General features: G+C 53.1%; 17 protein-coding genes and 14 tRNA genes. 24 read left to right on the top strand and 7 right to left on the bottom strand.

Annotated features, from left to right (window positions below; all coding sequences use genetic code 11):
* Positions 1-43: 43 nt before the first annotated feature.
* Entirely contained in the window at positions 44-1,684 is a 1,641-nt protein-coding gene (gene pgm / locus Q5705_07225) for a phosphoglucomutase (alpha-D-glucose-1,6-bisphosphate-dependent) (protein ID WLI78322.1), read from the bottom strand.
* Positions 1,685-1,708: 24 nt separating this feature from the next.
* On the bottom strand, positions 1,709-2,263 hold the full coding sequence (seqA, locus tag Q5705_07220; GenBank protein ID WLI78321.1) for a replication initiation negative regulator SeqA: 555 nt from the start codon (positions 2,261-2,263) through the stop codon (positions 1,709-1,711).
* Positions 2,264-2,445: 182 nt separating this feature from the next.
* On the opposite strand from seqA, the gene ybfF reads away from it, so the two are divergent.
* From ybfF to fur, 4 genes are all read left to right on the top strand, one after another.
* Entirely contained in the window at positions 2,446-3,219 is a 774-nt protein-coding gene (gene ybfF / locus Q5705_07215) for an esterase (protein ID WLI78320.1), read from the top strand.
* A 130-nt stretch (positions 3,220-3,349) separates the two neighbouring features.
* Positions 3,350-3,631 (top strand): LexA regulated protein, encoded by a 282-nt coding sequence (gene ybfE, locus Q5705_07210; GenBank protein ID WLI78319.1) that lies wholly within the window; start codon positions 3,350-3,352, stop codon positions 3,629-3,631.
* 151 nt (positions 3,632-3,782) lie between these two features.
* Complete coding sequence (fldA, locus tag Q5705_07205) at positions 3,783-4,313, top strand: flavodoxin FldA (GenBank protein WLI78318.1); 531 nt, start codon at positions 3,783-3,785, stop codon at positions 4,311-4,313.
* 291 nt (positions 4,314-4,604) lie between these two features.
* The gene (fur, locus tag Q5705_07200; protein ID WLI78317.1) at positions 4,605-5,051 is read left to right on the top strand and encodes a ferric iron uptake transcriptional regulator; all 447 of its coding nucleotides are present in this window, start codon (positions 4,605-4,607) and stop codon (positions 5,049-5,051) included.
* A gap of 69 nt (positions 5,052-5,120) precedes the next feature.
* Here fur and Q5705_07195 read toward each other — a convergent pair whose 3' ends face one another.
* The 4 genes from Q5705_07195 to nagE all read right to left on the bottom strand — a co-directional run bounded on the left by Q5705_07195 (position 5,121) and on the right by nagE (position 13,620).
* The gene (locus tag Q5705_07195; GenBank protein ID WLI78316.1) at positions 5,121-7,775 is read right to left on the bottom strand and encodes a beta-N-acetylhexosaminidase; all 2,655 of its coding nucleotides are present in this window, start codon (positions 7,773-7,775) and stop codon (positions 5,121-5,123) included.
* A 42-nt stretch (positions 7,776-7,817) separates the two neighbouring features.
* Positions 7,818-9,215, bottom strand: a complete 1,398-nt coding sequence (gene chiP, locus Q5705_07190; GenBank protein WLI78315.1) for a chitoporin — start codon at positions 9,213-9,215, stop codon at positions 7,818-7,820.
* Positions 9,216-9,663: 448 nt separating this feature from the next.
* Positions 9,664-11,331, bottom strand: a complete 1,668-nt coding sequence (gene glnS, locus Q5705_07185; protein ID WLI78314.1) for a glutamine--tRNA ligase — start codon at positions 11,329-11,331, stop codon at positions 9,664-9,666.
* Positions 11,332-11,604: 273 nt separating this feature from the next.
* Positions 11,605-13,620: an N-acetylglucosamine-specific PTS transporter subunit IIBC gene (nagE, locus tag Q5705_07180; GenBank protein WLI78313.1), complete on the bottom strand. Its 2,016-nt coding sequence runs from the start codon at positions 13,618-13,620 to the stop codon at positions 11,605-11,607.
* A gap of 328 nt (positions 13,621-13,948) precedes the next feature.
* Here nagE and nagB point away from each other — a divergent pair, with 328 nt between their 5' ends.
* The 19 genes from nagB to Q5705_07085 all read left to right on the top strand — a co-directional run bounded on the left by nagB (position 13,949) and on the right by Q5705_07085 (position 21,575).
* Positions 13,949-14,749 (top strand): glucosamine-6-phosphate deaminase, encoded by an 801-nt coding sequence (gene nagB / locus Q5705_07175; protein ID WLI78312.1) that lies wholly within the window; start codon positions 13,949-13,951, stop codon positions 14,747-14,749.
* Between the two features lie 66 nt (positions 14,750-14,815).
* Positions 14,816-15,964 (top strand): N-acetylglucosamine-6-phosphate deacetylase, encoded by a 1,149-nt coding sequence (nagA, locus tag Q5705_07170; GenBank protein WLI78311.1) that lies wholly within the window; start codon positions 14,816-14,818, stop codon positions 15,962-15,964.
* A 9-nt stretch (positions 15,965-15,973) separates the two neighbouring features.
* Complete coding sequence (locus tag Q5705_07165) at positions 15,974-17,194, top strand: N-acetylglucosamine repressor (protein ID WLI78310.1); 1,221 nt, start codon at positions 15,974-15,976, stop codon at positions 17,192-17,194.
* 41 nt (positions 17,195-17,235) lie between these two features.
* Positions 17,236-17,988 (top strand): HAD-IIA family hydrolase, encoded by a 753-nt coding sequence (locus tag Q5705_07160; GenBank protein ID WLI78309.1) that lies wholly within the window; start codon positions 17,236-17,238, stop codon positions 17,986-17,988.
* 257 nt (positions 17,989-18,245) lie between these two features.
* Positions 18,246-19,910, top strand: coding sequence for an asparagine synthase B (gene asnB / locus Q5705_07155; GenBank protein ID WLI78308.1), 1,665 nt, complete (start codon positions 18,246-18,248; stop codon positions 19,908-19,910).
* Positions 19,911-20,128: 218 nt separating this feature from the next.
* A tRNA-Met gene (locus Q5705_07150) sits at positions 20,129-20,205 on the top strand.
* Between the two features lie 8 nt (positions 20,206-20,213).
* Positions 20,214-20,298: transfer RNA gene (locus Q5705_07145), tRNA-Leu, on the top strand.
* Between the two features lie 23 nt (positions 20,299-20,321).
* A tRNA-Gln gene (locus tag Q5705_07140) sits at positions 20,322-20,396 on the top strand.
* Between the two features lie 36 nt (positions 20,397-20,432).
* Positions 20,433-20,507 (top strand) — tRNA-Gln (locus tag Q5705_07135).
* Positions 20,508-20,534: 27 nt separating this feature from the next.
* Positions 20,535-20,611, top strand: a tRNA-Met gene (locus Q5705_07130).
* 8 nt (positions 20,612-20,619) lie between these two features.
* Positions 20,620-20,704, top strand: a tRNA-Leu gene (locus tag Q5705_07125).
* A gap of 23 nt (positions 20,705-20,727) precedes the next feature.
* Positions 20,728-20,802, top strand: a tRNA-Gln gene (locus tag Q5705_07120).
* Between the two features lie 36 nt (positions 20,803-20,838).
* Positions 20,839-20,913: transfer RNA gene (locus Q5705_07115), tRNA-Gln, on the top strand.
* Between the two features lie 36 nt (positions 20,914-20,949).
* A tRNA-Gln gene (locus Q5705_07110) sits at positions 20,950-21,024 on the top strand.
* 27 nt (positions 21,025-21,051) lie between these two features.
* Positions 21,052-21,128: transfer RNA gene (locus tag Q5705_07105), tRNA-Met, on the top strand.
* Between the two features lie 45 nt (positions 21,129-21,173).
* Positions 21,174-21,248: transfer RNA gene (locus tag Q5705_07100), tRNA-Gln, on the top strand.
* A gap of 34 nt (positions 21,249-21,282) precedes the next feature.
* Positions 21,283-21,357, top strand: a tRNA-Gln gene (locus Q5705_07095).
* 34 nt (positions 21,358-21,391) lie between these two features.
* Positions 21,392-21,466: transfer RNA gene (locus Q5705_07090), tRNA-Gln, on the top strand.
* Between the two features lie 34 nt (positions 21,467-21,500).
* Positions 21,501-21,575: transfer RNA gene (locus Q5705_07085), tRNA-Gln, on the top strand.
* Between the two features lie 93 nt (positions 21,576-21,668).
* Here Q5705_07085 and ubiF read toward each other — a convergent pair.
* Positions 21,669-22,844, bottom strand: coding sequence for a 3-demethoxyubiquinol 3-hydroxylase (ubiF, locus tag Q5705_07080; GenBank protein WLI78307.1), 1,176 nt, complete (start codon positions 22,842-22,844; stop codon positions 21,669-21,671).
* 171 nt (positions 22,845-23,015) lie between these two features.
* Here ubiF and miaB point away from each other — a divergent pair, with 171 nt between their 5' ends.
* Positions 23,016-24,440 carry a tRNA (N6-isopentenyl adenosine(37)-C2)-methylthiotransferase MiaB gene (gene miaB / locus Q5705_07075; protein ID WLI78306.1) on the top strand — a complete coding sequence of 475 codons (1,425 nt, stop codon included), beginning with the start codon at positions 23,016-23,018 and terminating at the stop codon, positions 24,438-24,440.
* Positions 24,441-24,484 lie beyond the last annotated feature (44 nt).

The following is a 24,484-nucleotide window of genomic DNA, read 5'->3' as shown; positions in this document are numbered from 1 at the left end:
GCTTATTCGGCCTACAAAAAAGGCTCCCGAAGGAGCCTTTCTGTTACGCTTTTTTCAGCACTTCGCTGACAATTTCCACCGCTTCTTTCTCAATCCGCTTACGGTGCTCATCACCGAGGAAGCTTTCGCAGTAGATTTTGTAGGCGTCTTCCGTGCCGGACGGGCGCGCGGCGAACCAGCCGTTGTCGGTCATCACTTTCAGACCGCCAATTGATGCGCCATTTCCCGGTGCTGCGGTCAGACGCGCGGTGATCGGGTCACCTGCCAGCGTGCTGGCGCTCACCATCTCAGGTGAGAGTTTCGACAAGGCGGCTTTCTGCGCAGACGATGCGGCAGCTTGCAGACGGTTGTAACTTGGCGCGCCAAAGCGGGCGGCCAGCTCGTCGTAATGCTGCTGCGGGTTTTTCCCGGTCACGGCGGTGATTTCTGCGGCCAGCAGGCACATGATGATGCCGTCTTTATCCGTTGACCACGGCGTGCCGTCGAAACGCAGGAACGAGGCGCCCGCACTCTCTTCGCCACCGAAACCAAAGCTGCCATCGTGCAGGCCATCAACAAACCATTTAAAGCCGACCGGCACTTCCACCAGCTTACGGCCCAGGTCGTTGACCACGCGGTCGATCATTGCAGAAGAAACCAGCGTTTTACCGACGGCGACTTCTTTGCCCCACTGCGGACGATGCTGGAACAGGTAGTTGATCGCTACCGCCAGATAGTGGTTCGGGTTCATCAAACCAGCCGGTGTGACGATGCCGTGACGGTCGTAATCGGGATCGTTAGCAAACGCCAGATCGAACTTATCACGCAGCGCCAGCAGGCCCGCCATCGCGCACTCGGAGGAGCAGTCCATGCGGATCGCGCCATCTTTGTCGAGGTGCATAAAGCGGAACGTCTGATCAACTTCATCGTTCACGATGGTCAGATCGAGCTTGTAGTGTTCAGCAATGCGTTTCCAGTACTCAATACCGGAACCCCCGAGCGGATCGACGCCCAGTTTCAGGCCCGCTTTCTGGATCGCCGCCATATCAACGATATCGGCCAGCCCTTCGATAAACGGCTGCACCAGATCTTTTTCTGTCACGTGACCGGAGGCCATCGCCGCATCCAGAGAAATGCGTTTGACCCCTTTCAGGCCATCCGCCAGCAGTGCATTGGCGCGATCTTCCACCACTTTGGTGACGTTGGTGTCTGCCGGGCCACCGTTAGGCGGGTTGTATTTGATGCCGCCATCTTCCGGCGGATTGTGCGACGGGGTAATGACGATGCCGTCGGCTTGCGCCCCGCCGTTTTTGTTGTGAACCAGGATAGCGTTAGAAATGGCAGGCGTTGGCGTAAAGCCGTTATTTTCCTGCACCACGATGTCCACACCGTTGGCGGCCAGCACTTCCAGCACAGAGATAAATGCCGGCTCGGACAGCGCGTGGGTATCTTTGCCCACGTAGCACGGCCCGGTAATGCCGTTTTTCGCACGCTCTTCAGCAATCGCCTGGGCGATGGCAAAAATGTGGGGTTCGTTGAAGCTGTGGCGTCCTGCGCTGCCACGGTGGCCGGATGTACCAAATTTCACCGCATGTTCTGCGTTACCGACTTCCGGTTTCAGCACGTAATACTGTGCAGTAAGCTGGGCGACGTTAATCAAATCGCCCTGTTGTGCAGGTTGCCCCGCACGCGGATGGTTAGCCATTGCCTGGTCCTTTTAATGCAAGGATTAAATTGTGCCGCAAACTTTCTCAATCAATTCCACCGGGAACTGCATTGACTGCATGATGTGTTCGATCATGCTGCATTTGCGACCCGTATTCGTATTGGTGATGACCCAGTAAGGAGTGTTCGGCACCTGTTTTGGCTTGGTCTGGTTGCCGTTCTGCAACAGTGTGCGCTCATCGGCAGCAAAGTATACGCGTGTGCGACCGTGCAGAGACTCAGTGGATTCCGTAAACCCTTTGTCATCGAGTGAATAGAGTGTAGACAGGATCAGCAGAAAGCGATTAACAGCCTTTTTCTGCTCGGCATATTCGTCAGAAAGCAGCAGTTCGCGAACGGCGCGGACTTTGTCTTTGGTGGTGTTGGCCGGTTTAACCCCTTCAACGGTGCTGGCAGCACGCGTTTCTTTTACCGACACAAGGTTCGTTGCAGGCTGTGACTGGGAGGCGGCGGAAAATTTTAACATGCGCCGTAAAATGTCGGATGCGCTCTCGCCAATGTGCTTAGTGTGGCTGGCAATGTAACTATAGAGCTCATCATCAACTTCGATCGTTTTCATCTTAATCCAGTAATATATAAAATCTGAATACAAGTGTTGGGATTATAAAGTGAAATCTCAACAGCGGATAGGCTCAAACCAGGATGGCGGCAAAACTCAGAGTAATTCTTAACCTTGCAGCCGGACGGCAGAATGTTCAACATAATAACCTAACCCGCTTAAGTGAAAAAAAGAACTTTGCCATGAAATTGAACACGCGCACGCAAACTGCACAACATTCGCACAACAATCCTCCGGTTGTCCTCGTCCACGGCCTGTTTGGCAGCCTTGATAATCTTGGCGTGCTCGCCCGCGACCTGGTGCAGGATCACGATGTGGTGCAAGTTGATATGCGCAACCACGGTTTATCACCCCGCTCGAGCGAGATGAACTACCCGGCCATGGCACAGGATCTACTCGATACCCTTGATGAACTGCACCTTGAGAAAGCGACCTTTATTGGTCATTCGATGGGCGGCAAAGCGGTGATGGCGCTGACCGCGCTGGCACCTGAACGGATCGATCAACTGGTAGCGATTGATATTGCGCCAGTGGATTATCACGTTCGTCGTCATGACGAGATTTTCGCCGCCATTAATGCCGTGAGCGACGCGCAGGTCACCACGCGTCAGCAAGCCGCCGCGCTGATGCGTGAACAGCTTAACGAAGAGGGCGTGATTCAGTTTTTACTCAAATCCTTTGTCGATGGTGAATGGCGCTTCAACGTGCCGGTACTGTGGGAGCAATATCCGCACATTGTTGGCTGGGAAACGGTGCCGGCATGGGATAAACCTGCGCTTTTCGTGCGCGGCGGCAATTCGCCTTATGTCACCGAAGCGTACCGCGATGATTTGCTGGCGCAATTTCCCCAGGCGCGTGCGCATGTCATTGCCGGTGCCGGGCACTGGGTACATGCAGAAAAACCTGATGCCGTGATGCGGGCGATCCGCCGCTATCTCGCTGAAAAGGCAAACTGATTAAAAAGGCGGCGACTGGTCGTTTCATCGCGCCCGGTCGTTGGCGCGCTCGCTATGCTGATGTATGATGGCGCGCTATTCAGCCCGGGCAACAGCCCGATTGCTTGTTTTCCCGTAGTATGCTTAGACCATGGCTAAAGAACAAACGGACCGTACGACACTAGATCTGTTCGCGAATGAGCGTCGCCCGGGACGGCCGAAGACAAACCCGCTCTCGCGCGATGAACAGTTGCGCATCAATAAACGCAATCAGCTAAAACGCGATAAAGTTCGTGGGCTTAAGCGCGTCGAATTGAAAATGAACGCTGAAGCCGTGGACGCTCTGAATGAGCTGGCAGAAGCGCGCGAGATGAGCCGTAGCGAGCTGATTGAAGAGATGCTGCTGGCGCAGCTAAAAGCGTTGCGCGGATAGCGAATCCTCCGAATCATCCCTTTCATGTGTCATACAGTGCAGTCCGTGGCGATAGCAGTTTCCGCGTGCTTCTCTGTTCTGCTATGATTGCCCTTATCTGTGGGCGTAGCGCCCCCCTATACTCATTAAGATTCAAGAGGTTATTTTACTCATGGCAATTACAGGCATTTTCTTCGGCAGCGACACCGGGAACACCGAAAATATCGCGAAAATGATTCAGAGTCAGCTTGGTAAAGACGTTGCCGATGTTCATGACATTGCCAAGAGCAGCAAAGAAGATATCGAAGGGTATGACATTCTGTTGCTCGGCATTCCGACCTGGTATTACGGCGAAGCGCAGTGCGACTGGGATGACTTTTTCCCGACGCTGGAAGAGATTGATTTCAATGGAAAATTAGTGGCGCTGTTCGGCTGTGGTGACCAGGAAGATTACGCAGAATACTTCTGTGATGCGCTGGGAACCATTCGCGACATTATTGAACCGCGCGGCGCAACCATTGTCGGCCACTGGCCAACAGCGGGTTACCATTTCGAAGCGTCTAAAGGCCTGGCGGATGATGACCACTTTGTAGGCCTGGCGATTGATGAAGATCGTCAGCCTGAACTAACCGCTGAGCGCGTGCAGAAATGGGTAAAACAGGTATCTGAAGAGTTGCACCTGGACGAGATCCTGAATGCCTGATTTTTATGGCGCAATCTGTCGGTTGCGCCGTATCAATAGGTAAAAGCGATGAAAATAATTGCTACAATTTTTTAACTTTCTTGCTCATCCCTGTACAATAAGCCCTGCTAAACTCGGTGCGGTCATAAAGGACTTTGTTGGCGACACCACGTTTTATAAGCTTACTTTACTTGAGGGCTTGCAGTTTTCATTTATACATGGCAGTTCTATAATGAAACGCATTATCCCGGGTGCATTCCTTTATAACTTCCGCTAAGGAAGTGAATCGTATAGCAACAGGACAGATTCCGCATGACTGACAACAATACCGCATTAAAGAAGGCCGGACTGAAAGTCACGCTTCCTCGGTTAAAAATCCTGGAAGTGCTTCAGGAACCGGATAACCATCATGTCAGTGCGGAAGATCTTTATAAGCGTCTGATCGACATGGGTGAAGAGATTGGTCTGGCAACGGTTTACCGTGTTCTGAACCAGTTTGATGACGCCGGGATTGTAACCCGCCATAACTTTGAAGGCGGCAAGTCGGTTTTTGAACTGACTCAGCAGCATCACCACGATCACCTTATCTGCCTCGATTGCGGCAAAGTCATTGAGTTCAGTGATGATTCTATCGAAGCGCGTCAGCGCGAAATCGCCTCTCAACACGGCATTCGTCTGACCAACCACAGTCTCTACCTGTACGGCCACTGCGCCGAAGGTGACTGCCGCGAAGATGAACACGCGCACGACGCAAAATAATCTTTTTTAGATATGTGAAAGCCAACCTGACGGTTGGCTTTTTTTATGCTTGCCGGATGGCTACTGCGCTTACGCTTTCACCTTGTCGACACGGCTAAAGCGTTTGCCGTCCGGGCTGGCGGTGCGAATCTGCACTTCCCCGCTCACCTGTGGACGCACGCTCGCATTATAACGCTGCCACTGTTTTCCCTGATCGGTTGAGTACTCGACAACCAGCCCCGGGAAGCTGGTGTTCACTTCCAGCACACCACCGACAATACGCGCGCCCGGTACAGGCAGACGGTAATGAATGCCTGCTTTATCCATTTTCGACAGTTCGCGATGGCCCAGCAGATTTGCAAAGCGCTGCCAGTCGTTATCCAGTGCGTTGATATCCACCAGATGCGTTTCACCGCCTTTATATTCACGGCCTGCTTTATAGTCTTGTTCCCATGCTGCACGATGCCAGGCACGCTCGGCGACAGAAACCAGGCGCGGATAGATCATGTACTCCATCTGCGCATCGGTACGCACCACTTCGCTCCACAACTGCGCGGAAAGGCCATAGGCGCCCGGCCACGGTTTGTCGGATTTCGCGCTAAACACCTTGCCATCGCGATCGACGGACGTTTCCGCATTCTGCGGCATGTTGTCCGGCGCGAAGCTGAAGATCTTACGCTCATCGCTAAAGCGTGTGCCCCAGTAATATCCGCTCTCGTCCGGGTGAACTTCGTTCGGGAAATCGAGGTAGACATAATCCGGGTTGGAAACCACCACGCGGAATCCTTTGTTGGCCCAGTCGTTAACCGAATCAAAGCCGCCCCAGTACAGCGCATCCCAGAAGTTAACATTGATATGATCGGTGGCAAATACCGAAGCGTCTTTGGCATCTTTCAGCCCGTCCTGCCAGGCCTGCATCACATTAATGCCGTGCGCTTTCACCAGCTTGCTCACTTCCACGCCAAAATAGCTGGAGAGATGCTCAACGTCGCTCACTTTACCGGCTTTGATCATCGCCTGGCAGGCCTGCGATTTCGCCCACGGCTTATCCTGCTTGCTCTGATCGATGATGCCTTTGCCCGGCTGCGGATTTTTCTCATCCGTATAACCGGTGCCCAGATAGATGTTTTTCGCTTCGTCACCGCCAAAATGCCAGGTTTCGAGCGGCAAACCAGCTTCTCTATGCATTTGCTGAATTTCGCCAATCACTTTATCGACGAAGTTGCGCGAGGAATCGAGGCACGGGTTCAGATAGCCGGTACGGTTATAGAACTGCACCCCGGCGGTGTTGGAAGTATCGGTTGGATCCAGCAGACGGTACTGGTTCGCCTCTTTTTCCTTGCCCGCTTTTATCAGTCGATCGTAACGGGCTTCCATTGACATCACTGCCGCGCGTGCGTGCGCTGGCATATCAATTTCCGGGATCACTTCAATCTGTCGCGCTTTGGCGTACTTAAGGATCTCAATGTAATCTGCGCGGGTAAAATAGCCGCTGCCGTTGTTGTTGCTATCCGGGCCTGATCCCAACTGCGGCAGCAGGCAAGTTTTCTCATCCAGATCGTGGCAACGCTTGCTGCCGATATCGGTCAGTTCCGGCAGCCCCGGGATTTCAATCCGCCAGCCTTCATCATCGGTAAGGTGGAAGTGGAATTTGTTCAGCTTATAGGCGGACATCTGATCCAACAGGCGCAGCACGGCATCTTTGGTGTGGAAATTACGACCAACATCCAGATGAATGCCGCGATACTCGAAGCGCGGCGCATCTTTCGCGTCAAGAGCCGCAATGGTCAACGGCCCTTCTGTCGGGATCAGCGAAAGCACAGATTGCAAGCCATAGAACACCCCGGCCTGATCGTAGCCCGTCACTACCGCTTCTTTCTTACCAATACGTAATTGATAAGCGCCTTCGACTGCTTCATCGCCGATAAAGGCATTACGGGAGATTTCGGTACGCAGCGGATAACTGCCTGCCTTGACGCCCAGTTGCGCAAAGCGCATTTTGACCGCGTTTTGGGCATCAATATTGAGCGCGGAGAGTTCCAGCTTCACACCCTGGCTCAGGTTGATGTCCTGACCGTGAATCTTCACTTGCTGCGGCGTCGGTACGATTTGACCGCGCAGTGAGGCCAGATTCAGTGTCTTAACATCGCTATTTTTGTCGAAGCGCGCTTCGGCAGTCATCAGGATGTTTTTATCATCCGCCGTCCGTTTCCACTGATCGCCCAGCGGCGTAACAAACCGGGATAATTCTTCTGTATCGGTATTGGCGATCGCTTTTGGCGTCGCCTTATCGGCAGTCACGTACCAGCGCGGTAGCACATCGGTGATAAACAACTGCCAGTACTCGTTAATCACCGGGATTTCGACCGTCTGTTTCGCCGGGAAACCGGTAAATTTCTCTGTTGGCTCCAGCTTGTGCAGATCGCCCATGATGTGGGTGACTTTGAACTGATCGTTTGCGACTTGCAGAATGGGACGAATGCTGTGGAAGTAAATCCCCCATTCTTTATCGGTGACCGCCTCGCCATTATTGGTGAGCGAGATAACCGCTTTATTGCAGGATGCCCAGTCCGCCCCGAGTTTTGCGCAATCGACGCCGTTAAGCGCTGCAAAGTTATCTTTTACCGCATAGTTGAGATTGAAATGGCTGATCGCATCTACGGTGCTTTGGCTGGCCAGCGCTGTCGTGCTGCCGAACATAGCGAGCATCGCCGTAGTCAGCATGCTTAAACGAAGTGTTTTCATGGTATTTCCTTGAATGTTGCCGGAAGCCCGGCAACACACTGATTAGAAGAGGGTAAACGGTGCGATAACCATAAATTTCACGTCACGCTCATCCTGGAAGATGTTGCCGTAGCCGCCGCCGTAGCTCGGGATGTCGGAGTGGTTGTCGTACTCGGTAAAGTGAAGTTTGAACATCGTGCCTTTCGCTCGGCCGTCCTGAATGGTGTAGACAGCATCCAGGCTATAAGCAGACTCTTTCAGGCGGTAATTTGCATCGTAGTAAGCATCTGGTGTCGCCATCTCACCCGGTTTTGCACCCCAGGCCCAGGCATAAGAGGCACCCACCGTCCAGCCTGGTAAGTTCCAGTTTTTCAGATCGTACATTGCGCCGAGGAATAGCGCTTTTTCGCCATCAGCGTTGAAATCGGAACGGTTATCCCACCAGATATCCAGACGACCATTTGAGGAAGCGTAAGTTGGTGTCATGCGTTGCAGGAAATAGCCCTGCTGACCATCCGCTTTCACCCAGGTTCCTTCCAGGCGTAAATCGACCGGGCCGATGTTGTAGCCGAAGGTCAGCGCCTGCAACCATGCCGTGCCGTCATACAGATCGTTCACGCCGCCGTGGCTGACTTTGTCCCGCGTGCCGTAAAACTGGTAGCTGGTGCTGAGCGGGCTGCCCGCGACATCAAATTTGTAGCTGGCCTTGGCGAAGTATTGATCAACATAGCCTTCTGCCTGACCAAACGCGGCTTCCAGAACCAGGTCATTTTTAAAGTCGTACTTCGCGCCAAGGGAGTGCAAATACTCGACTTTGGTGGTTCTGTCGTTTTGCCAGAACTTATCCATTTCAATATGCCACGGCGATTTATACGCATTGGCCCACATATAAGAGAAACTCAGTGCGCCGGCATCGCCGTAATCAATATTCGTCCCGGCTTCAGCCCCCTGATAAGTACCGGGCATATAGCTCCAGTGCGGTGCTAATAACGTTTGGCCGGTTGGTTGAATATAACCGGCGCGCGCCCATACCGGGCCATACTTGAACTTTGCGGCTGCTTTATACAGGCTGATACCGCTTTTATCGCCAGACCAGTCTTCCTTGTAGGCTTTATTGCTGGCGGAGAATGCAATTTCGTTCGGATGCGCACTGTCACCATTTTCCGCCATTTCAATTGCGGTGAACGCAGCAATATCCAGCCCGAACATATCCGCAGCATAACCGGACTGGAAATCCAGATTCGCATTCCAGGTTGCGTGTGACAGATTGGTTTTATATTTATTTTCCAGCACATCTTTACGATCACGTTCACGCTGCCAGTAATAAATACCGCCCGTCAGCGTGGAATCATCAATAAAACCGGCAGCCTGCGCCTGCCCGGAAATAGTCCATCCTGACATTGTTGTGACACCGGCGATCGCCAATGCCAGTGCACTACGCTTACCCAAAAACGTACGCATGTATGATTCCTTTTAGACATAAATAAAATCGCCTTATAAGGCGAAAAAAAATACTCAATAGGTGAAGTAGTTACAGGCGCCCCCAAACGAACTACCGCGCTAAGATTATTTTTCGCGCTGCGAATTATCAATGGGTTTTATACGCAAAAACACAGGATTATGACGAAGTGCACATTATTAAGCACTCATGGAATTAAGTTACATACACTGGATGAATAAATATAATCGCCATTTATTTACAGTATTTAATGCCGAATGATATCGATTACACTTTTATTTATTCTAATTACTCTCTTTGTCGCATTTTTTATCGCAAAGCAGGAACATCAACCAGGAAACACATTAATTCGCATCGCGAATATTTCTAAAATGTAACATATTCAGGAATAAGCAAAAAAAACGCCGCAGATTTGCGGCGTTTGGAAGCAATTGTTTGTGGTTGATGCGATCAGTCGCCTATTTTTGCCCAGGTATCACGCAGACCCACGGTGCGGTTGAAAACCAGTTTGGAAGCGGTTGCATGACGGCTGTCGAGGCAGAAGTAACCTTCGCGTTCAAACTGGTACGCTTTGCCCGCGTCAGCATCTTTCAGTGACGGTTCAGCGAAACCTTGTTTGATAACCAGCGATTGCGGGTTAATGGTCGCGAGTAAATCGTCGGCCGCACCTGGGTTCGGTACGCTGAACAGACGATCGTACAGACGAATTTCAACCGGCAGTGCATGCTGCGCGCTGACCCAGTGAATGACGCCTTTGACCTTGCGTCCATCTGCCGGATCTTTGCTCAGGGTATCCGCATCGTATGAACAGAAAATGGTGGTGATAGTGCCTTCGGCATCTTTCTCAACACGTTCTGCTTTAATGACATACGCATTACGCAGACGCACTTCTTTGCCCAGCACCAGGCGTTTGTACTGCTTGTTCGCTTCTTCGCGGAAATCTGCACGATCGATCCAAATTTCGCCACTGAATGGCACTTCACGGGTGCCCATTTCTGGCTTGTTCGGATGGTTCGGCATGGTGACGATTTCACTGCTGCCCTGCGGGTAGTTTTCGATAACCAGTTTCACCGGATCGATAACTGCCATCGCGCGCGGCGCGTTTTCATTCAAATCTTCACGGATGCAGGATTCCAGCGAGGCCATTTCAATGGTGTTGTCCTGCTTGGTCACACCAATGCGTTTGCAGAACTCGCGAATGGAGCCAGCGGTGTAGCCACGACGACGCAGACCCGAAATCGTTGGCATACGCGGATCGTCCCAGCCTTCAACGTGCTTATCGGTGACCAGCAGGTTCAGCTTACGCTTGGACATTACGGTGTATTCAAGATTCAGGCGCGAAAATTCATACTGACGCGGGTGAACCGGAATGGTGATGTTATCCAGCACCCAATCATATAAACGACGGTTGTCCTGGAACTCCAGCGTACAGAGCGAGTGGGTTATGCCTTCCAGCGCATCACTAATGCAGTGGGTGAAGTCGTACATCGGATAGATGCACCACTTGTTGCCGGTTTGATGATGCTCGGCGAATTTAATCCGGTACAGCACCGGGTCACGCATCACGATAAACGGCGACGCCATATCGATTTTCGCACGCAGGCACGCTTTGCCTTCTTCAAAACCGCCAGCACGCATTTTTTCAAACAGCGCCAGGTTCTCTTCTACGCTGCGATCGCGATACGGGCTGTTTTTACCCGGCTGCGTCAGTGTGCCGCGGTATTCGCGGATTTCATCCGCAGAGAGTTCGTCAACATAGGCAAGACCTTTGTTGATAAGCTCAATGGCGTACTGGTGCAGCTTGTCGAAATAGTCAGAGGAGTAGCAGATGTCGCCAGACCAGTGAAAACCCAACCATTGCACGTCGTTTTTGATGGACTCGACGTATTCGATATCTTCTTTCGCCGGGTTGGTGTCATCGAAACGCAGATTGCACTGGCCGTTGTAATCCTGCGCGATACCGAAGTTCAGGCAGATAGATTTCGCGTGGCCAATGTGCAGGTAGCCATTCGGTTCAGGCGGAAAACGGGTATGGACGGTGGTGTGCTTACCACTGGCCAGATCTTCATCGATTATCTGGCGAATAAAGTTAGTCGGGCGGGCTTCAGCCTCACTCATCACGGGTTCCTCAAGGCGTAAACAACGTATAACGGCGTATGATCTAATAAGAGGACGCAGGAAACAACCTTTACTTATACAAATCAGTGATGCTCGCTGGAAAGGTATTTGTGACCGCCCCAGGCCTGGTCAGTCAGGCACGTTCCTCCATCACGACGCGTCATCAATATCCACAAAGCGGCATAAGTTGGGTCATGGTTAAAAACAAGGGTAAAAAAAAGCGGCGGAGGAGATCCCCCGCCGCTTAAGGCTACTGTGCCGACTCAGGAGCAATTAGCCTTTAATTTCATACAGCGGAGTCTGGCCTGCAATAACCTGACCCTGCGCTTTGATAACCAGACCGCTAAAATCGTCGATATTGCTGACAACGACCGGGCTAATCATTGAACGGGCGTTGGCGTTGAGGTATTCCAGATCCATTTCGAGGATCGGTTGACCCGCCACCACTTCCGCGCCCTCTTCAACCAGACGCGTAAAGCCCTGGCCGCCCAGCGCAACAGTGTCGATGCCCATATGCACGACAATCTCTGCGCCTTTTTCGGTTTCCAGGCAGAATGCGTGGTTGGTATTAAAGATTTTAACGATGGTGCCTGCGGCCGGGGAAACCACGACGTTATCCGTCGGTTTCACCGCCACGCCATCACCCACCGCTTTGCTGGCAAATGCCTCATCCGGCACCTGATCCAGCGCGACCAGTTCACCCGTTACCGGCGATACCAGCTCAGCGATCACCGCTGCGTTCGGTATCGCCTGCGGCTTTACCGTTGCCGCCGGGGCTGCTACTGGCGCAGCGCTCGCCGCGGGAACGTCCCCGGCCGTTTTCATGGCGTTAGCAATTTTTTCTGCCACAAAGCCCACGATAATCTGCACGCTGGTTTTGTTCAGGCGGATAACGCCGGTTGCACCCAGACGTTTTGCCAGGGCTTCGTTCACCAGCGAGGAGTCATTCACGTTCAGACGCAGACGAGTAATGCAGGCATCGATGCCGGTCAGGTTAGCGGAACCACCAACGGCAGCAATGTACTGACGAGCCAGGCCACTCACATCTTGCTCGGAGGAACCACTGACATTCACATCCTGACCATCGGTTTCATCACCAGCGACAGCCAGTTCACGACCCGGAGTCAGCAGATTGAATTTAACGATGGTGAAACGGAATACCGCGTAGTAGATAACAAAGAACACCAGGCCCTGCGGGATAAGCATCCACCACTGCGTCGCCAGCGGGTTACGCGAGGAGAGCACCATATCCACCAGCCCCGCACTGAAGCCGAACCCGGCAATCCAGTGCATGCTCGCCGCGATAAACACGGAGATACCGGTCAGCACGGCATGGATCACATACAGCACCGGTGCAACGAACATAAAGGAGAATTCCAGCGGCTCGGTAATGCCGGTAAAGAAGGCAGCGAACGCGCCAGCCATCATAATACCCATCACTTTGGCTTTATTTTCCGGACGGGCGCACTGGTAAATCGCCAGCGCAGCACCCGGTAAACCAAACATCATGATCGGGAAGAAGCCTGCCTGATAACGACCAGTGATACCTACTGTCGCTTTACCTGCTTCAATAGACTGAGCACCGCCGAGGAAGTTAGGGATATCGTTAATGCCTGCCACGTCAAACCAGAACACGGAGTTCAGCGCGTGGTGCAGACCAACCGGGATCAGCAGACGGTTGAAGAAGGCGTAAACGCCCGCGCCAATCGAACCCAGTTTCTGGATATGTTCACCAAAGCCCACCAGGCCGCTAAATACCACTGGCCAGATAAACATCATGATGAAAGCCACGACGATCATCACAAACGACGTGAGGATCGGCACCAGACGGCGGCCGCTAAAGAAGGAGAGCGCTTTCGGCAGCTCAACATTGCTGAAACGGTTGTAAAGCTCTGCGGCAATAATCCCCACCAGAATACCGACGAACTGGTTTTTGATTTTGCCAAAGGCTGCCGGGACCTGATCCGCAGGAATTTTTTGGATCATGGCAACCGCAGCGGGAGAACAGAGGGTGGTTAATACCAGGAAGCCGACGAAACCTGCCAACGCGGCAGCACCGTCTTTGTCTTTAGACATACCGTAAGCGACACCTACCGCGAACAGCACGCCCATGTTATCGATAATGGCGGAGCCAGACTGAATGAAAAACGCCGCCAGTGCGTTTTCCCCACCCCAGCCAACCGGGTCAATCCAGTACCCTACCCCCATCAAAATTGCCGCGGCGGGCAAGGTGGCGACGGGCACCATCAGCGCGCGGCCGATTTTTTGCAAATAGCCTAGAATACTCACTTTATTCCCCCTATGAACCCAATCAGAGCTCACTGAAAAAGTTGTTTTTTATTGTGTAACTAACCCTGAACTGATGGTTATTTTTTCACTACCTGACAGAGTGTGTGAAAAATTAATTCGCCTCGCAAATTAAAAGCGCATTTTCTGTGATTAAAATCACTAACTATTGTCATCATCCCTTCTGCATGCTGGCAAACATCCAAAACTTATTTTATGATCGAAAATATCAAGGCGGATTGCTCCCTTCTCGTCACAAAAACAGGTTACGCTTAACGCTGAGCCAGCACGCATTCCGCCAATATTTTTCATTAAACTTTTGAGGTGAATAATGAGACTGATTCCCCTGGCGACAGCTGAACAAGTCGGCAAATGGGCAGCCCGCCATATCGTCAACCGCATCAACGCATTCAAACCCACCGCAGACCGCCCGTTCGTTCTCGGCCTGCCTACCGGCGGAACCCCTCTCACCGCGTACAAAGCATTAGGTGAAATGCACAAAGCGGGCCAGGTTAGCTTCCAGCACGTTGTCACCTTCAACATGGATGAATATGTCGGTCTGGCGAAAGATCATCCGGAAAGCTACCACAGCTTTATGCACCGCAACTTCTTCGACCACGTTGATATTCCGGCTGAAAATATTAACCTGCTTGATGGCAATGCGCCCGATATTGACGCAGAATGCCGCCGTTACGAAGACAAAATCCGCTCTTACGGCAAAATCCATCTGTTTATGGGTGGCGTAGGTAACGATGGTCACATCGCGTTCAATGAACCGGCCTCTTCTCTGGCATCGCGTACCCGCATAAAAACCCTGACCCACGACACCCGCGTGGCAAACTCTCGCTTCTTCGACGGCGATGTTAATCAGGTACCGAAATACGCCCTGACGGTCGGCGTTGGCACTCTGCTTGACGCAGAAGAAGTGATGATTCTGGTGCTGGGTAACGTAAAGGCGCAGGCGCTGCAAGCCGCTGTTGAAGGTAACGTCAACCACATGTGGACCATTAGCTGCCTGCAACTGCATCCGAAAGCGGTTGTCGTCTGCGACGAACCATCCACGATGGAACTTAAAGTCAAGACGCTGAAATACTTTAACGAGTTAGAAGCGGAAAATATCAAAGGTCTGTAAGTTTGTTCCCGCTTCGCGAGGAAACCCCTGCGAAGCGGTACTCATTTTTGTTAACCGGGGGTCGTTATGTATGCTTTAACCCATTGCCGAATCTTCACCGGCCATGAAATTCTGGATGACCATGCGCTTGTGATAGCCAATGGCCTGATTGAACGTCTTTGCCCACAGGCTGAGCTACCAACGGGAATTGAACAACGCTCGCTGAATGGCGCCCTTCTCGCCCCCGGTTTTATCGACGTACAGCTCAACGGCTGCGGCGGCGTCCAGTTTAATGACACCGCAGAAGCCGTCAGTGTGAAAACGCTGGAAATCATGCAGCAGGCGAATGAAAAATCCGGCTGCACCAGCTACCTGCCAACGCTGATTACCTCCAGCGATGAATTAATGAAACAGGGCGTGCAGGTCATGCGCGACTACCTGGCAAAATATCCGAACCAGGCGCTGGGTCTGCATCTGGAAGGACCATGGCTGAATATCATCAAAAAAGGGACGCACAACCCGGATTACGTCCGTAAACCGGATCAGGCGCTGGTCGATTTCCTGTGCCAGAACGCAGATGTGATCACAAAAGTGACACTGGCCCCTGAAGTGGCGGGCTGCGATGTGATCCGCCAGTTGGCGGGTGCAGGCATTGTGGTTTCTGCCGGGCACTCTAACGCCACGCTGAAAGAGGCGAAAGCGGGTTTCCGCGCCGGGGTAAGCTTCGCCACCCACCTTTATAATGCGATGCCGTATATTACCGGTCGCGAGCCGGGTCTGGCTGGCGCGGTGCTGGATGATGCCGATGTTTACTGCGGCATCATTGCCGATGGGTTGCATGTCGACTACGTTAATATTCGTAACGCTAAACGATTGAAAGGCGACAAACTTTGCCTGGTAACTGACGCAACAGCGCCTGCGGGGGCTAATATTGATCAGTTCATTTTTGCTGGCAAAACAATATACTACCGAAATGGATTGTGCGTGGACGAAAACGGAACGTTGAGCGGTTCCGCCCTGACGATGATCGGAGGGGTGCGTAACCTGGTGGAACATGTCGGTATTGCGCTGGATGAAGCGCTGCGTATGGCAACACTCTACCCCGCTCGTGCCATTGGCGTTGACGAGAAACTGGGAAGCCTCGCCGTGGGTAAAGTGGCGAATCTGACCGCGTTCACGCGTGATTATAAAATCATTAAGACCATCGTTAATGGCAACGAGGTCGCCACTGCATAAAGAGACGGTATGACATCAGGCGGACAAGCTCAAATTGGTAACGTTGACCTCGTAAAGCAGCTTAACAGTGCGGCGGTTTACCGCCTGATTGACCAACATGGCCCCATTTCGCGCATCCAGATTGCCGAACAAAGCCAGCTTGCTCCTGCCAGCGTGACAAAAATCACGCGCCAATTAATCGAACGCGGGCTGATCAAAGAAGTCGATCAGCAGGCCTCCACCGGGGGCCGCCGCGCCATCTCTATCATCACCGAAACCCGTAATTTCCAGGCCATCGGCGTTCGTCTCGGGCGCAACGACACCACGCTTACGCTTTACGATCTCAGCAGCAAAGTGCTGGCAGAAGAGCACTATCCGCTGCCGGAGCGCACCCAGGAAACGCTGGAGCACGCCCTGCTCAATACCATCAGCCTGTTTATTGAAGCCAATCAACGCAAGATCCGTGAGCTTATTGCCATTTCGGTGATCCTGCCGGGCCTGGTCGATCCGGAAAGCGGCGTTATCCGTTATATGCCGCATATTCAGGTCGAAAATTGGGGGCTAGTGGAAGCGCTGGAAAAACGCTTCAAATTAACCTGCTTCGTCGGGCATGACATTCGCAGCCTGGCGCTGGCCGAGCACTATTTTGGGGCAAGCCAGGATTGCGAAGACTCTATTTTGGTGCGCGTCCACCGGGGAACGGGTGCCGGGATCATTTCCAACGGGCGGATATTTATTGGCCGCAATGGTAACGTCGGCGAAATTGGCCACGTGCAAGTTGAACCGCTGGGCGAGCGCTGCCACTGCGGCAACTTTGGCTGCCTGGAAACCATTGCCGCCAATGCCGCCATTGAACAACGCGTACGGCATTTACTGGAGCAAGGCTACCAGAGCCGCCTAACGCAGGAGGATTGTTCTATTAAAGCCATCTGCAAAGCGGCGAATAAAGGTGATGCGCTGGCCTGCGAAGTCATTGAGTACGTTGGTCGCCATCTCGGCAAAACCATTGCTATTGCTATCAATCTCTTTAACCCACAGAAAGTGGTGATTGCCGGGGAAATCGTCGAAGCAGAAAAGATACTGCTGCCTGCCATTGAGGCGTGTATTAATACGCAGTCCCTGAAAGCGTTTCGCAAAAACCTGCCGGTAGTCCCTTCCACCCTTGACCACCGCTCCGCTATCGGCGCTTTCGCGCTGGTAAAACGTGCCATGCTGAACGGTCTGCTGCTACAGCGTTTGCTGGAAAACTAACAGGGTTTATAGTTAACACTTATTTTTTATCCGGACAGTCCATGACCATTCAGAATGTAATCTGCGATATCGACGGCGTGCTGATGCACGATAACGTTGCCGTACCCGGTGCTGCCGAATTCCTTACCCGCATCCTCGAAAAAGAGATGCCGCTGGTGCTGTTGACCAACTACCCTTCGCAAACTGGCCAGGATCTGGCAAACCGCTTTGCGTCTGCCGGTATTGATGTCCCCGCCAGCGTCTTTTATACCTCAGCGATGGCCACTGCGGATTTCCTGAAACGTCAGGAAGGAAAAAAGGCGTATGTGGTAGGCGAAGGCGCGCTGATCCATGAGCTTTATAAAGCTGGCTTTACCATTACCGATATCAACCCGGATTTCGTCATCGTGGGTGAAACCCGCTCCTATAACTGGGAAATGATGCACAAAGCGGCCTTCTTCGTCGCCAACGGCGCGCGCTTTATCGCCACCAACCCGGACACCCACGGGCGCGGCTTTTACCCGGCCTGCGGCGCGCTTTGTGCCGGTATCGAAAAGATCTCCGGTCGCAAACCGTTTTACGTTGGCAAACCCAGCCCGTGGATTATCCGCGCCGCGCTGAACACGATGCAGGCCCACTCTGAGCAAACGGTGATTGTAGGTGACAATCTGCGAACAGATATTCTGGCTGGCTTCCAGGCGGGTCTGGAAACCATTCTGGTGCTCTCCGGCGTTTCGCGGCTGGACGACATCGACACCATGCCGTTCCGTCCCTCCTGGATTTACCCCTCCGTCGCGGAAATCGACGTTATCTGATGCCTGACCACGTCTTCGGACGTGGTTTCTCACTTTTGCGCCTGCAAAAAATGACGTCATTCAATAAATGAGGCCTTATTTTGATGATTCATCAATAATGCAGTTCAATACATGCGCTTTTTTCAGCATTCATCAATGACCATTGCACTTTTTCGTTTTCATATCGCAAAAGGCTTGCGCCGTTCCCTGTTTTTGCGGCATTTTGACTGCCAGCACACAACATTACAGCTTTGCACTCAAGGTTAACGGAGAAGTCTATGTGTTCAATTTTTGGCGTACTGGATATCAAAACCGACGCAGCTGAATTACGTAAAAAAGCGCTGGAATTATCCCGCCTGATGCGCCACCGCGGCCCGGACTGGTCCGGCGTTTATGCCAGCGACAAAGCGATTCTGGCGCACGAGCGTCTTTCTATTGTGGACGTTAATGCCGGGGCTCAGCCGCTGTACAACGAGAAAAAAACACATGCGCTGGCCGTAAACGGTGAAATTTATAACCACCAGGCGCTGCGCGCAGAATACGGCGACCGCTATGCGTTCCAGACCGGTTCTGATTGCGAAGTGATCCTTGCGCTGTATCAGGAAAAAGGGCCTGGATTTCTCGACGATTTACAGGGCATGTTCGCCTTCGCCCTGTACGACAGTGAAAAAGACGCTTACCTGATTGGCCGCGACCATATCGGCATTATTCCGCTATACATGGGCCATGATGAACACGGCAACCTGTATGTCGCCTCTGAAATGAAAGCGCTGGTGCCGGTTTGCCGCACCATTAAAGAGTTCCCGGCGGGCAGCTACTTATGGAGCAAAGATGGTGAAATCCGCTCTTACTATCAGCGCGACTGGTTCTCTTATGACGCCGTGAAAGATAACGTCACCAACAAAGCCGAGCTGCGCCAGGCGCTGGAAGATGCAGTGAAAAGCCATCTGATGTCCGACGTCCCTTATGGCGTGCTGCTTTCGGGCGGCCTGGATTCTTCCGTCATCTCGGCTATCACCAAGAAATTCGCCGCCCGTCGCGTTGAAGATCAGGAAAAATCAGAAGCCTGGTGGCCGCAACTGCACTCCTTCGCCGTTGGCCTGAAAGGCGCACCGGATCTGAAAGCCGCGCAGGAAGTGGCAAACCATCTCGGCACCGTGCACCACGAAATCCATTTCACCGTGCAGGAAGGTCTGGATGCGATCCGCGATGTGATTTACCACATTGAAACCTATGACGTGACCACCATTCGCGCTTCAACGCCGATGTATTTAATGTCACGCAAAATCAAAGCGATGGGTATCAAAATGGTGCTCTCTGGCGAAGGTTCCGATGAAGTGTTTGGTGGCTATCTCTACTTCCATAAAGCGCCAGATGCGAAAGAACTGCATGAAGAAACCGTACGTAAGCTGCAAGCGCTGCATATGTTTGACTGCGCCCGAGCCAACAAAGCGATGTCCGCTTGGGGCGTGGAAGCACGCGTGCCGTTCCTGGATAAAAACTTCCTTGACGTTGCGATGCGTATTAACCCGCAGGACAAAATGTGCGGCAGCAACGGCAAAATGGAAAAACACATCCTGCGCGAATGCTTTGAATCCTACCTGCCGGCAAGCGTGGCATGGCGTCAGAAAGAGCAGTTTTCCGACGGCGTGGGCTACAGCTGGATCGATACGCTGAAAGAAGTCGCGGCGCAGCAGGTCACAGATCAGCAACTGGCAACCGCCAGCTACCGTTTCCCGTATAACACCCCGGCCTCGAAAGAAGCGTATCTGTATCGCGAAATCTTTGAAGAGTTGTTCCCGGTGGCAAGCGCCGCGGAATGTGTTCCTGGCGGCCCGTCTGTTGCCTGCTCGTCGGCTAAGGCCTTCGAATGGGATGAAGCGTTCAAAACCATGAACGATCCTTCAGGTCGCGCGGTAGGTATTCATCAGTCAGCATACTGATCAATGTTGATTAATTGTACAGGCCCTGCGGGGCCTGTTGTTTTTGTGTCACTGATTTAATGCATAAAATCGTTTTTTGTTGAATAAAGCGGCATGCTGTTCGCAACCTAACCAAACAGTCACATTCCGGCTATTTTCGATGAAAAAGGTGTTGACGCTGTAAGGCCCAATACGCATAATGCGCCCCGCAACGCCGATAAGGTAACGCGAAAAAAGATGGCTACGTAGCTCAGCTGGTTAGAGCACAGCACTCATAATGCTGGGGTCACAGGTTCGATTCCCGTCGTAGCCACCATCTTTTTTGCGGGAGTGGCGAAATTGGTAGACGCACCAGATTTAGGTTCTGGCGCCGCAAGGTGTGCGAGTTCAAGTCTCGCCTCCCGCACCATTCCCAAAGAAGTGTTGCACGGATGGGGTATCGCCAAGCGGTAAGGCACCGGTTTTTGATACCGGCATTCCCTGGTTCGAATCCAGGTACCCCAGCCATCTCTTCTTCGACTCCTGCGGTTACGCGTCAGTCGTTGGGGTATCGCCAAGCGGTAAGGCACCGGTTTTTGATACCGGCATTCCCTGGTTCGAATCCAGGTACCCCAGCCAGTCGATGACTGGACAAGCAAAAAAGATGGCTACGTAGCTCAGCTGGTTAGAGCACAGCACTCATAATGCTGGGGTCACAGGTTCGATTCCCGTCGTAGCCACCATCTTTTTTGCGGGAGTGGCGAAATTGGTAGACGCACCAGATTTAGGTTCTGGCGCCGCAAGGTGTGCGAGTTCAAGTCTCGCCTCCCGCACCATTCCCAAAGAAGTGTTGCACGGATGGGGTATCGCCAAGCGGTAAGGCACCGGTTTTTGATACCGGCAGTCCCTGGTTCGAATCCAGGTACCCCAGCCATCTCGTCTTCGACTCCTGCGGTTACGCGTCAGTCGTTGGGGTCTCGCCAAGCGGTAAGGCACCGGTTTTTGCTTCCGGCATTCCCTGGTTCGAATCCAGGTACCCCAGCCATCTCTTCTTCGACTCCTGCGGTTACGCGTCAGTCGTTGGGGTATCGCCAAGCGGTAAGGCACCGGTTTTTGATACCGGCATTCCCTGGTTCGAATCCAGGTACCCCAGCCAGTCGATGACTGGACAAGCAAAAAATTTGGCTACGTAGCTCAGCTGGTTAGAGCACAGCACTCATAATGCTGGGGTCACAGGTTCGATTCCCGTCGTAGCCACCATATTTAAGGTGTAGTGCATCTCGCGTTAAACCTGAAAAGATTTGTTGGGGTATCGCCAAGCGGTAAGGCAGTGGATTCTGATTCCACCATTCCGAGGTTCGAATCCTCGTACCCCAGCCAACTTGAACGACGTTTGCTCCGGCGAACGCACTATTGGGGTATCGCCAAGCGGTAAGGCAGTGGATTCTGAGTCCACCATTCCGACGTTCGAATCCTCGTACCCCAGCCAACTTGAACGACGTTTGCTCCGGCGAACGCACTATTGGGGTATCGCCAAGCGGTAAGGCAGTGGATGCTGATTCCACCATTCCGAGGTTCGAATCCTCGTACCCCAGCCAACTTGAAAGACGTTTGCTCCGGCGAACGCACTATTGGGGTATCGCCAAGCGGTAAGGCAGTGGATTCTGATTCCACCATTCCGAGGTTCGAATCCTCGTACCCCAGCCAATCACATCAAAAAAGCTCGCTTCGGCGGGCTTTTTTGTTTTTGTCGTTGTCAGAAAGGCTTGCAGCAAACACCGCAAGATGTTCGCCGACTTTTTACAGACCTAACGCGTATTTCAACGCCTGTCGTTTCAACACGCCGGCGCGTTCCGCCGCCATCAAACCGATATTACGCAGCAAGCGTACCGGGCCGAGATCGTTACTGAACCCGACATAAAACAGATCCATACCGCTTTGCATAATGAAGTTATCCGCCATGCGTCGCATCTGATAGCGCTTCAGCACGGTATGGCTGGCCCAGGCTTCGCCGTGGGTACGCGCACTGGACAGCACATCCAGCAACGCCTCGACATCGCGATACCCCAGGTTCACCCCCTGTCCGGCCAGCGGATGAATGGTATGTGCCGCATCGCCCACCAGCGCCAGACCCGGACGAACATACTTCAGCGCATGACGACGCGTCAGCGGGAACGCCGCCGCCGCAACCGGTTTAACACGTCCCAGCCGTGACGGGAAATGCCGGGTAATCTCCTGCTCCAGCTGCGCCATAGTCAGGGTTTGCAACTGGCGAATACGCGCTGGCGTGTCATACCACACCAGCGATGCCCAGTTGTCGAACAGCGGTAAAAAGGCATGCGGCCCGTTGGGCGTGAAATGCTGCCAGGTGCTGTCGCCCGCCTCCTGCTCGCACTCTACGGTTATCAACATGCAAGATTGTTGATACTGCCAGGCGTGAATGCCGATCCCAGCGGCCTGGCGTACCCAGGAATTGGCACCATCGGCGCCCACCACCAGTTTCACCATCAGCGTATCGCCATCGTCAAAAAGCAGCTCCTGGTAATCGCTGTGCGTCTGAAGTGCGCTTAATGTTCCCGTTGTACGTAGCGTCACCAGCGGATGCGCCTGTAGCGCGTCCCACAGCGCGCGCTGTAAGACATTGTTCTCAACCATATAGCCGAGCAATGGTAATTTCAGATCCCGGGCATCAAACAGCACATGGGCATTTTCCCACTCCCAGGTTTCCAGTTGTCGCCAGGGATGGCAACGCATCGCCTGGATGTTTTCCCAGACGCCCAGCCCGCGCAGCAGCGCGACCGAAGAGGCGCTTATAGCCGAAATGCGCACGTCCGGCTGTGCGGTTGCATCAAAGGCCACCGGCTCGTGCTTTTCGATGACCGTGACGGCAAAACCGTGTTGTGCCAGCCCTAACGCCAGCGCCCCGCCGACCAGGCCGCCGCCGACAATGGCGACCTCAGTGGATTGATTTGTCATGGCTAATTGTCCTTAAACGAGAATCCCATAAGTTTACCGGATTTTTCACGCCTTGCGCCTGACAACCGTCACACTGGTCAGGGCGCAACCAAAGCATTACAATACGCGGCCTGCAATCCTGGCTTATACCCGTCATACTCCGGGTATACGAACTTAAGCAAGAGCAAGTCGATGACAAAAAAACTCCACATTAAAACCTGGGGCTGTCAGATGAACGAATACGATTCATCGAAGATGGCCGATCTGCTGGATGCCACCCACGGCTATCAACTGACCGACGTGGCAGAAGAAGCGGATGTGCTGCTGCTCAATACCTGCTCAATCCGCGAGAAAGCCCAGGAAAAAGTTTTCCATCAGTTGGGACGCTGGAAGCTGCTAAAAGAGAAAAAACCGGACCTGATTATCGGTGTCGGCGGCTGTGTTGCCTCGCAGGAAGGGGACCACATTCGCCAGCGCGCCCACTATGTCGACATTATTTTTGGGCCGCAAACCCTGCACCGCCTGCCGGAAATGATCAACGCCGTGCGCGGTAATCGCAGCCCGGTCGTGGATATCAGCTTCCCGGAAATTGAAAAGTTCGACCGTCTGCCGGAACCGCGCGCCGACGGCCCGACCGCATTTGTCTCCATCATGGAAGGCTGCAATAAATATTGTACTTTCTGCGTGGTGCCTTATACCCGCGGTGAAGAAGTCAGCCGCCCTTCCGATGATATCCTGTTTGAAATCGCCCAGTTGGCGGCACAAGGCGTGCGTGAAGTGAACCTGCTCGGCCAGAACGTGAACGCCTGGCGCGGCGAAAACTTTGATGGCAGCACCGGCACCTTCGCCGATCTGCTGCGTCTGGTGGCCGCTATCGACGGGATAGATCGTATCCGCTTTACCACCAGTCATCCGATTGAGTTCACTGACGACATCGTCGAGGTTTACCGCGACACGCCGGAACTGGTGAGTTTCCTGCATCTGCCGGTGCAGAGCGGTTCCGATCGCGTGCTGAATATGATGGGCCGTACCCATACTACGCTGGAATATAAAGCCATTATTCGTAAGCTGCGTGCGGCGCGCCCGGATATTCAAATCAGTTCCGACTTTATCGTGGGCTTCCCTGGCGAAACTACCGACGATTTCGAAAAAACCATGAAGCTGATTGCCGATGTGAATTTCGACATGAGCTATAGCTTTATCTTCTCTGCCCGTCCGGGTACGCCAGCCGCCGATATGGTCGACGATGTGCCAGAAGAGGAGAAAAAGCAGCGCCTCTATATTCTGCAAGAGCGCATCAACCAGCATGCGATGGCCTGGAGCCGCCGCATGCTCGGCACCACGCAGCGCATTCTGGTGGAAGGCACCTCGCGTAAGAGCATCATGGAGTTGTCCGGTCGTACCGAGAACAACCGCGTGGTGAACTTCGAAGGTAAGCCGGAGATGATCGGTAAATTCGTCGACGTGGAAATTGTCGATGTTTATCCGAACTCGCTGCGCGGTGTGCTGGTGCGCACGGAAGAGGAGATGGGGCTGCGCGTGGCCGAATCCCCGGAATCTGTTATTGCGCGAACGCGTAAAGAGAACGATCTCGGCGTCGGTATGTATCAGCCGTAATATCCCTGGTCTGCTCTTTCTGGCAGGCCTTGCTTTTCCCCGTG

The organism is Kosakonia sp. H02 (assembly GCA_030704225.1).
Classification (GTDB): Bacteria; Pseudomonadota; Gammaproteobacteria; order Enterobacterales; family Enterobacteriaceae; genus Kosakonia.
Note: the sequence above shows the minus strand (reverse complement) of the source record. Positions and strands in the feature narration are given on the sequence as shown.

Excerpts from the sequence above, each read along its gene's own strand:
- Q5705_07195 (WLI78316.1), bottom strand. The coding sequence starts at position 7,775 with ATGAAAACACTTCGTTTAAGCATGCTGACTACGGCGATGCTCGCTATG.
- fur (WLI78317.1), top strand. The coding sequence starts at position 4,605 with ATGACTGACAACAATACCGCATTAAAGAAGGCCGGACTGAAAGTCACG.
- pgm (WLI78322.1), bottom strand. The coding sequence starts at position 1,684 with ATGGCTAACCATCCGCGTGCGGGGCAACCTGCACAACAGGGCGATTTG.
- Q5705_07165 (WLI78310.1), top strand. The coding sequence starts at position 15,974 with ATGACATCAGGCGGACAAGCTCAAATTGGTAACGTTGACCTCGTAAAG.
- chiP (WLI78315.1), bottom strand. The coding sequence starts at position 9,215 with ATGCGTACGTTTTTGGGTAAGCGTAGTGCACTGGCATTGGCGATCGCC.
- miaB (WLI78306.1), top strand. The coding sequence starts at position 23,016 with ATGACAAAAAAACTCCACATTAAAACCTGGGGCTGTCAGATGAACGAA.
- ybfE (WLI78319.1), top strand. The coding sequence starts at position 3,350 with ATGGCTAAAGAACAAACGGACCGTACGACACTAGATCTGTTCGCGAAT.
- asnB (WLI78308.1), top strand. The coding sequence starts at position 18,246 with ATGTGTTCAATTTTTGGCGTACTGGATATCAAAACCGACGCAGCTGAA.
- ubiF (WLI78307.1), bottom strand. The coding sequence starts at position 22,844 with ATGACAAATCAATCCACTGAGGTCGCCATTGTCGGCGGCGGCCTGGTC.
- ybfF (WLI78320.1), top strand. The coding sequence starts at position 2,446 with ATGAAATTGAACACGCGCACGCAAACTGCACAACATTCGCACAACAAT.
- nagB (WLI78312.1), top strand. The coding sequence starts at position 13,949 with ATGAGACTGATTCCCCTGGCGACAGCTGAACAAGTCGGCAAATGGGCA.
- fldA (WLI78318.1), top strand. The coding sequence starts at position 3,783 with ATGGCAATTACAGGCATTTTCTTCGGCAGCGACACCGGGAACACCGAA.
- nagA (WLI78311.1), top strand. The coding sequence starts at position 14,816 with ATGTATGCTTTAACCCATTGCCGAATCTTCACCGGCCATGAAATTCTG.
- glnS (WLI78314.1), bottom strand. The coding sequence starts at position 11,331 with ATGAGTGAGGCTGAAGCCCGCCCGACTAACTTTATTCGCCAGATAATC.
- seqA (WLI78321.1), bottom strand. The coding sequence starts at position 2,263 with ATGAAAACGATCGAAGTTGATGATGAGCTCTATAGTTACATTGCCAGC.
- Q5705_07160 (WLI78309.1), top strand. The coding sequence starts at position 17,236 with ATGACCATTCAGAATGTAATCTGCGATATCGACGGCGTGCTGATGCAC.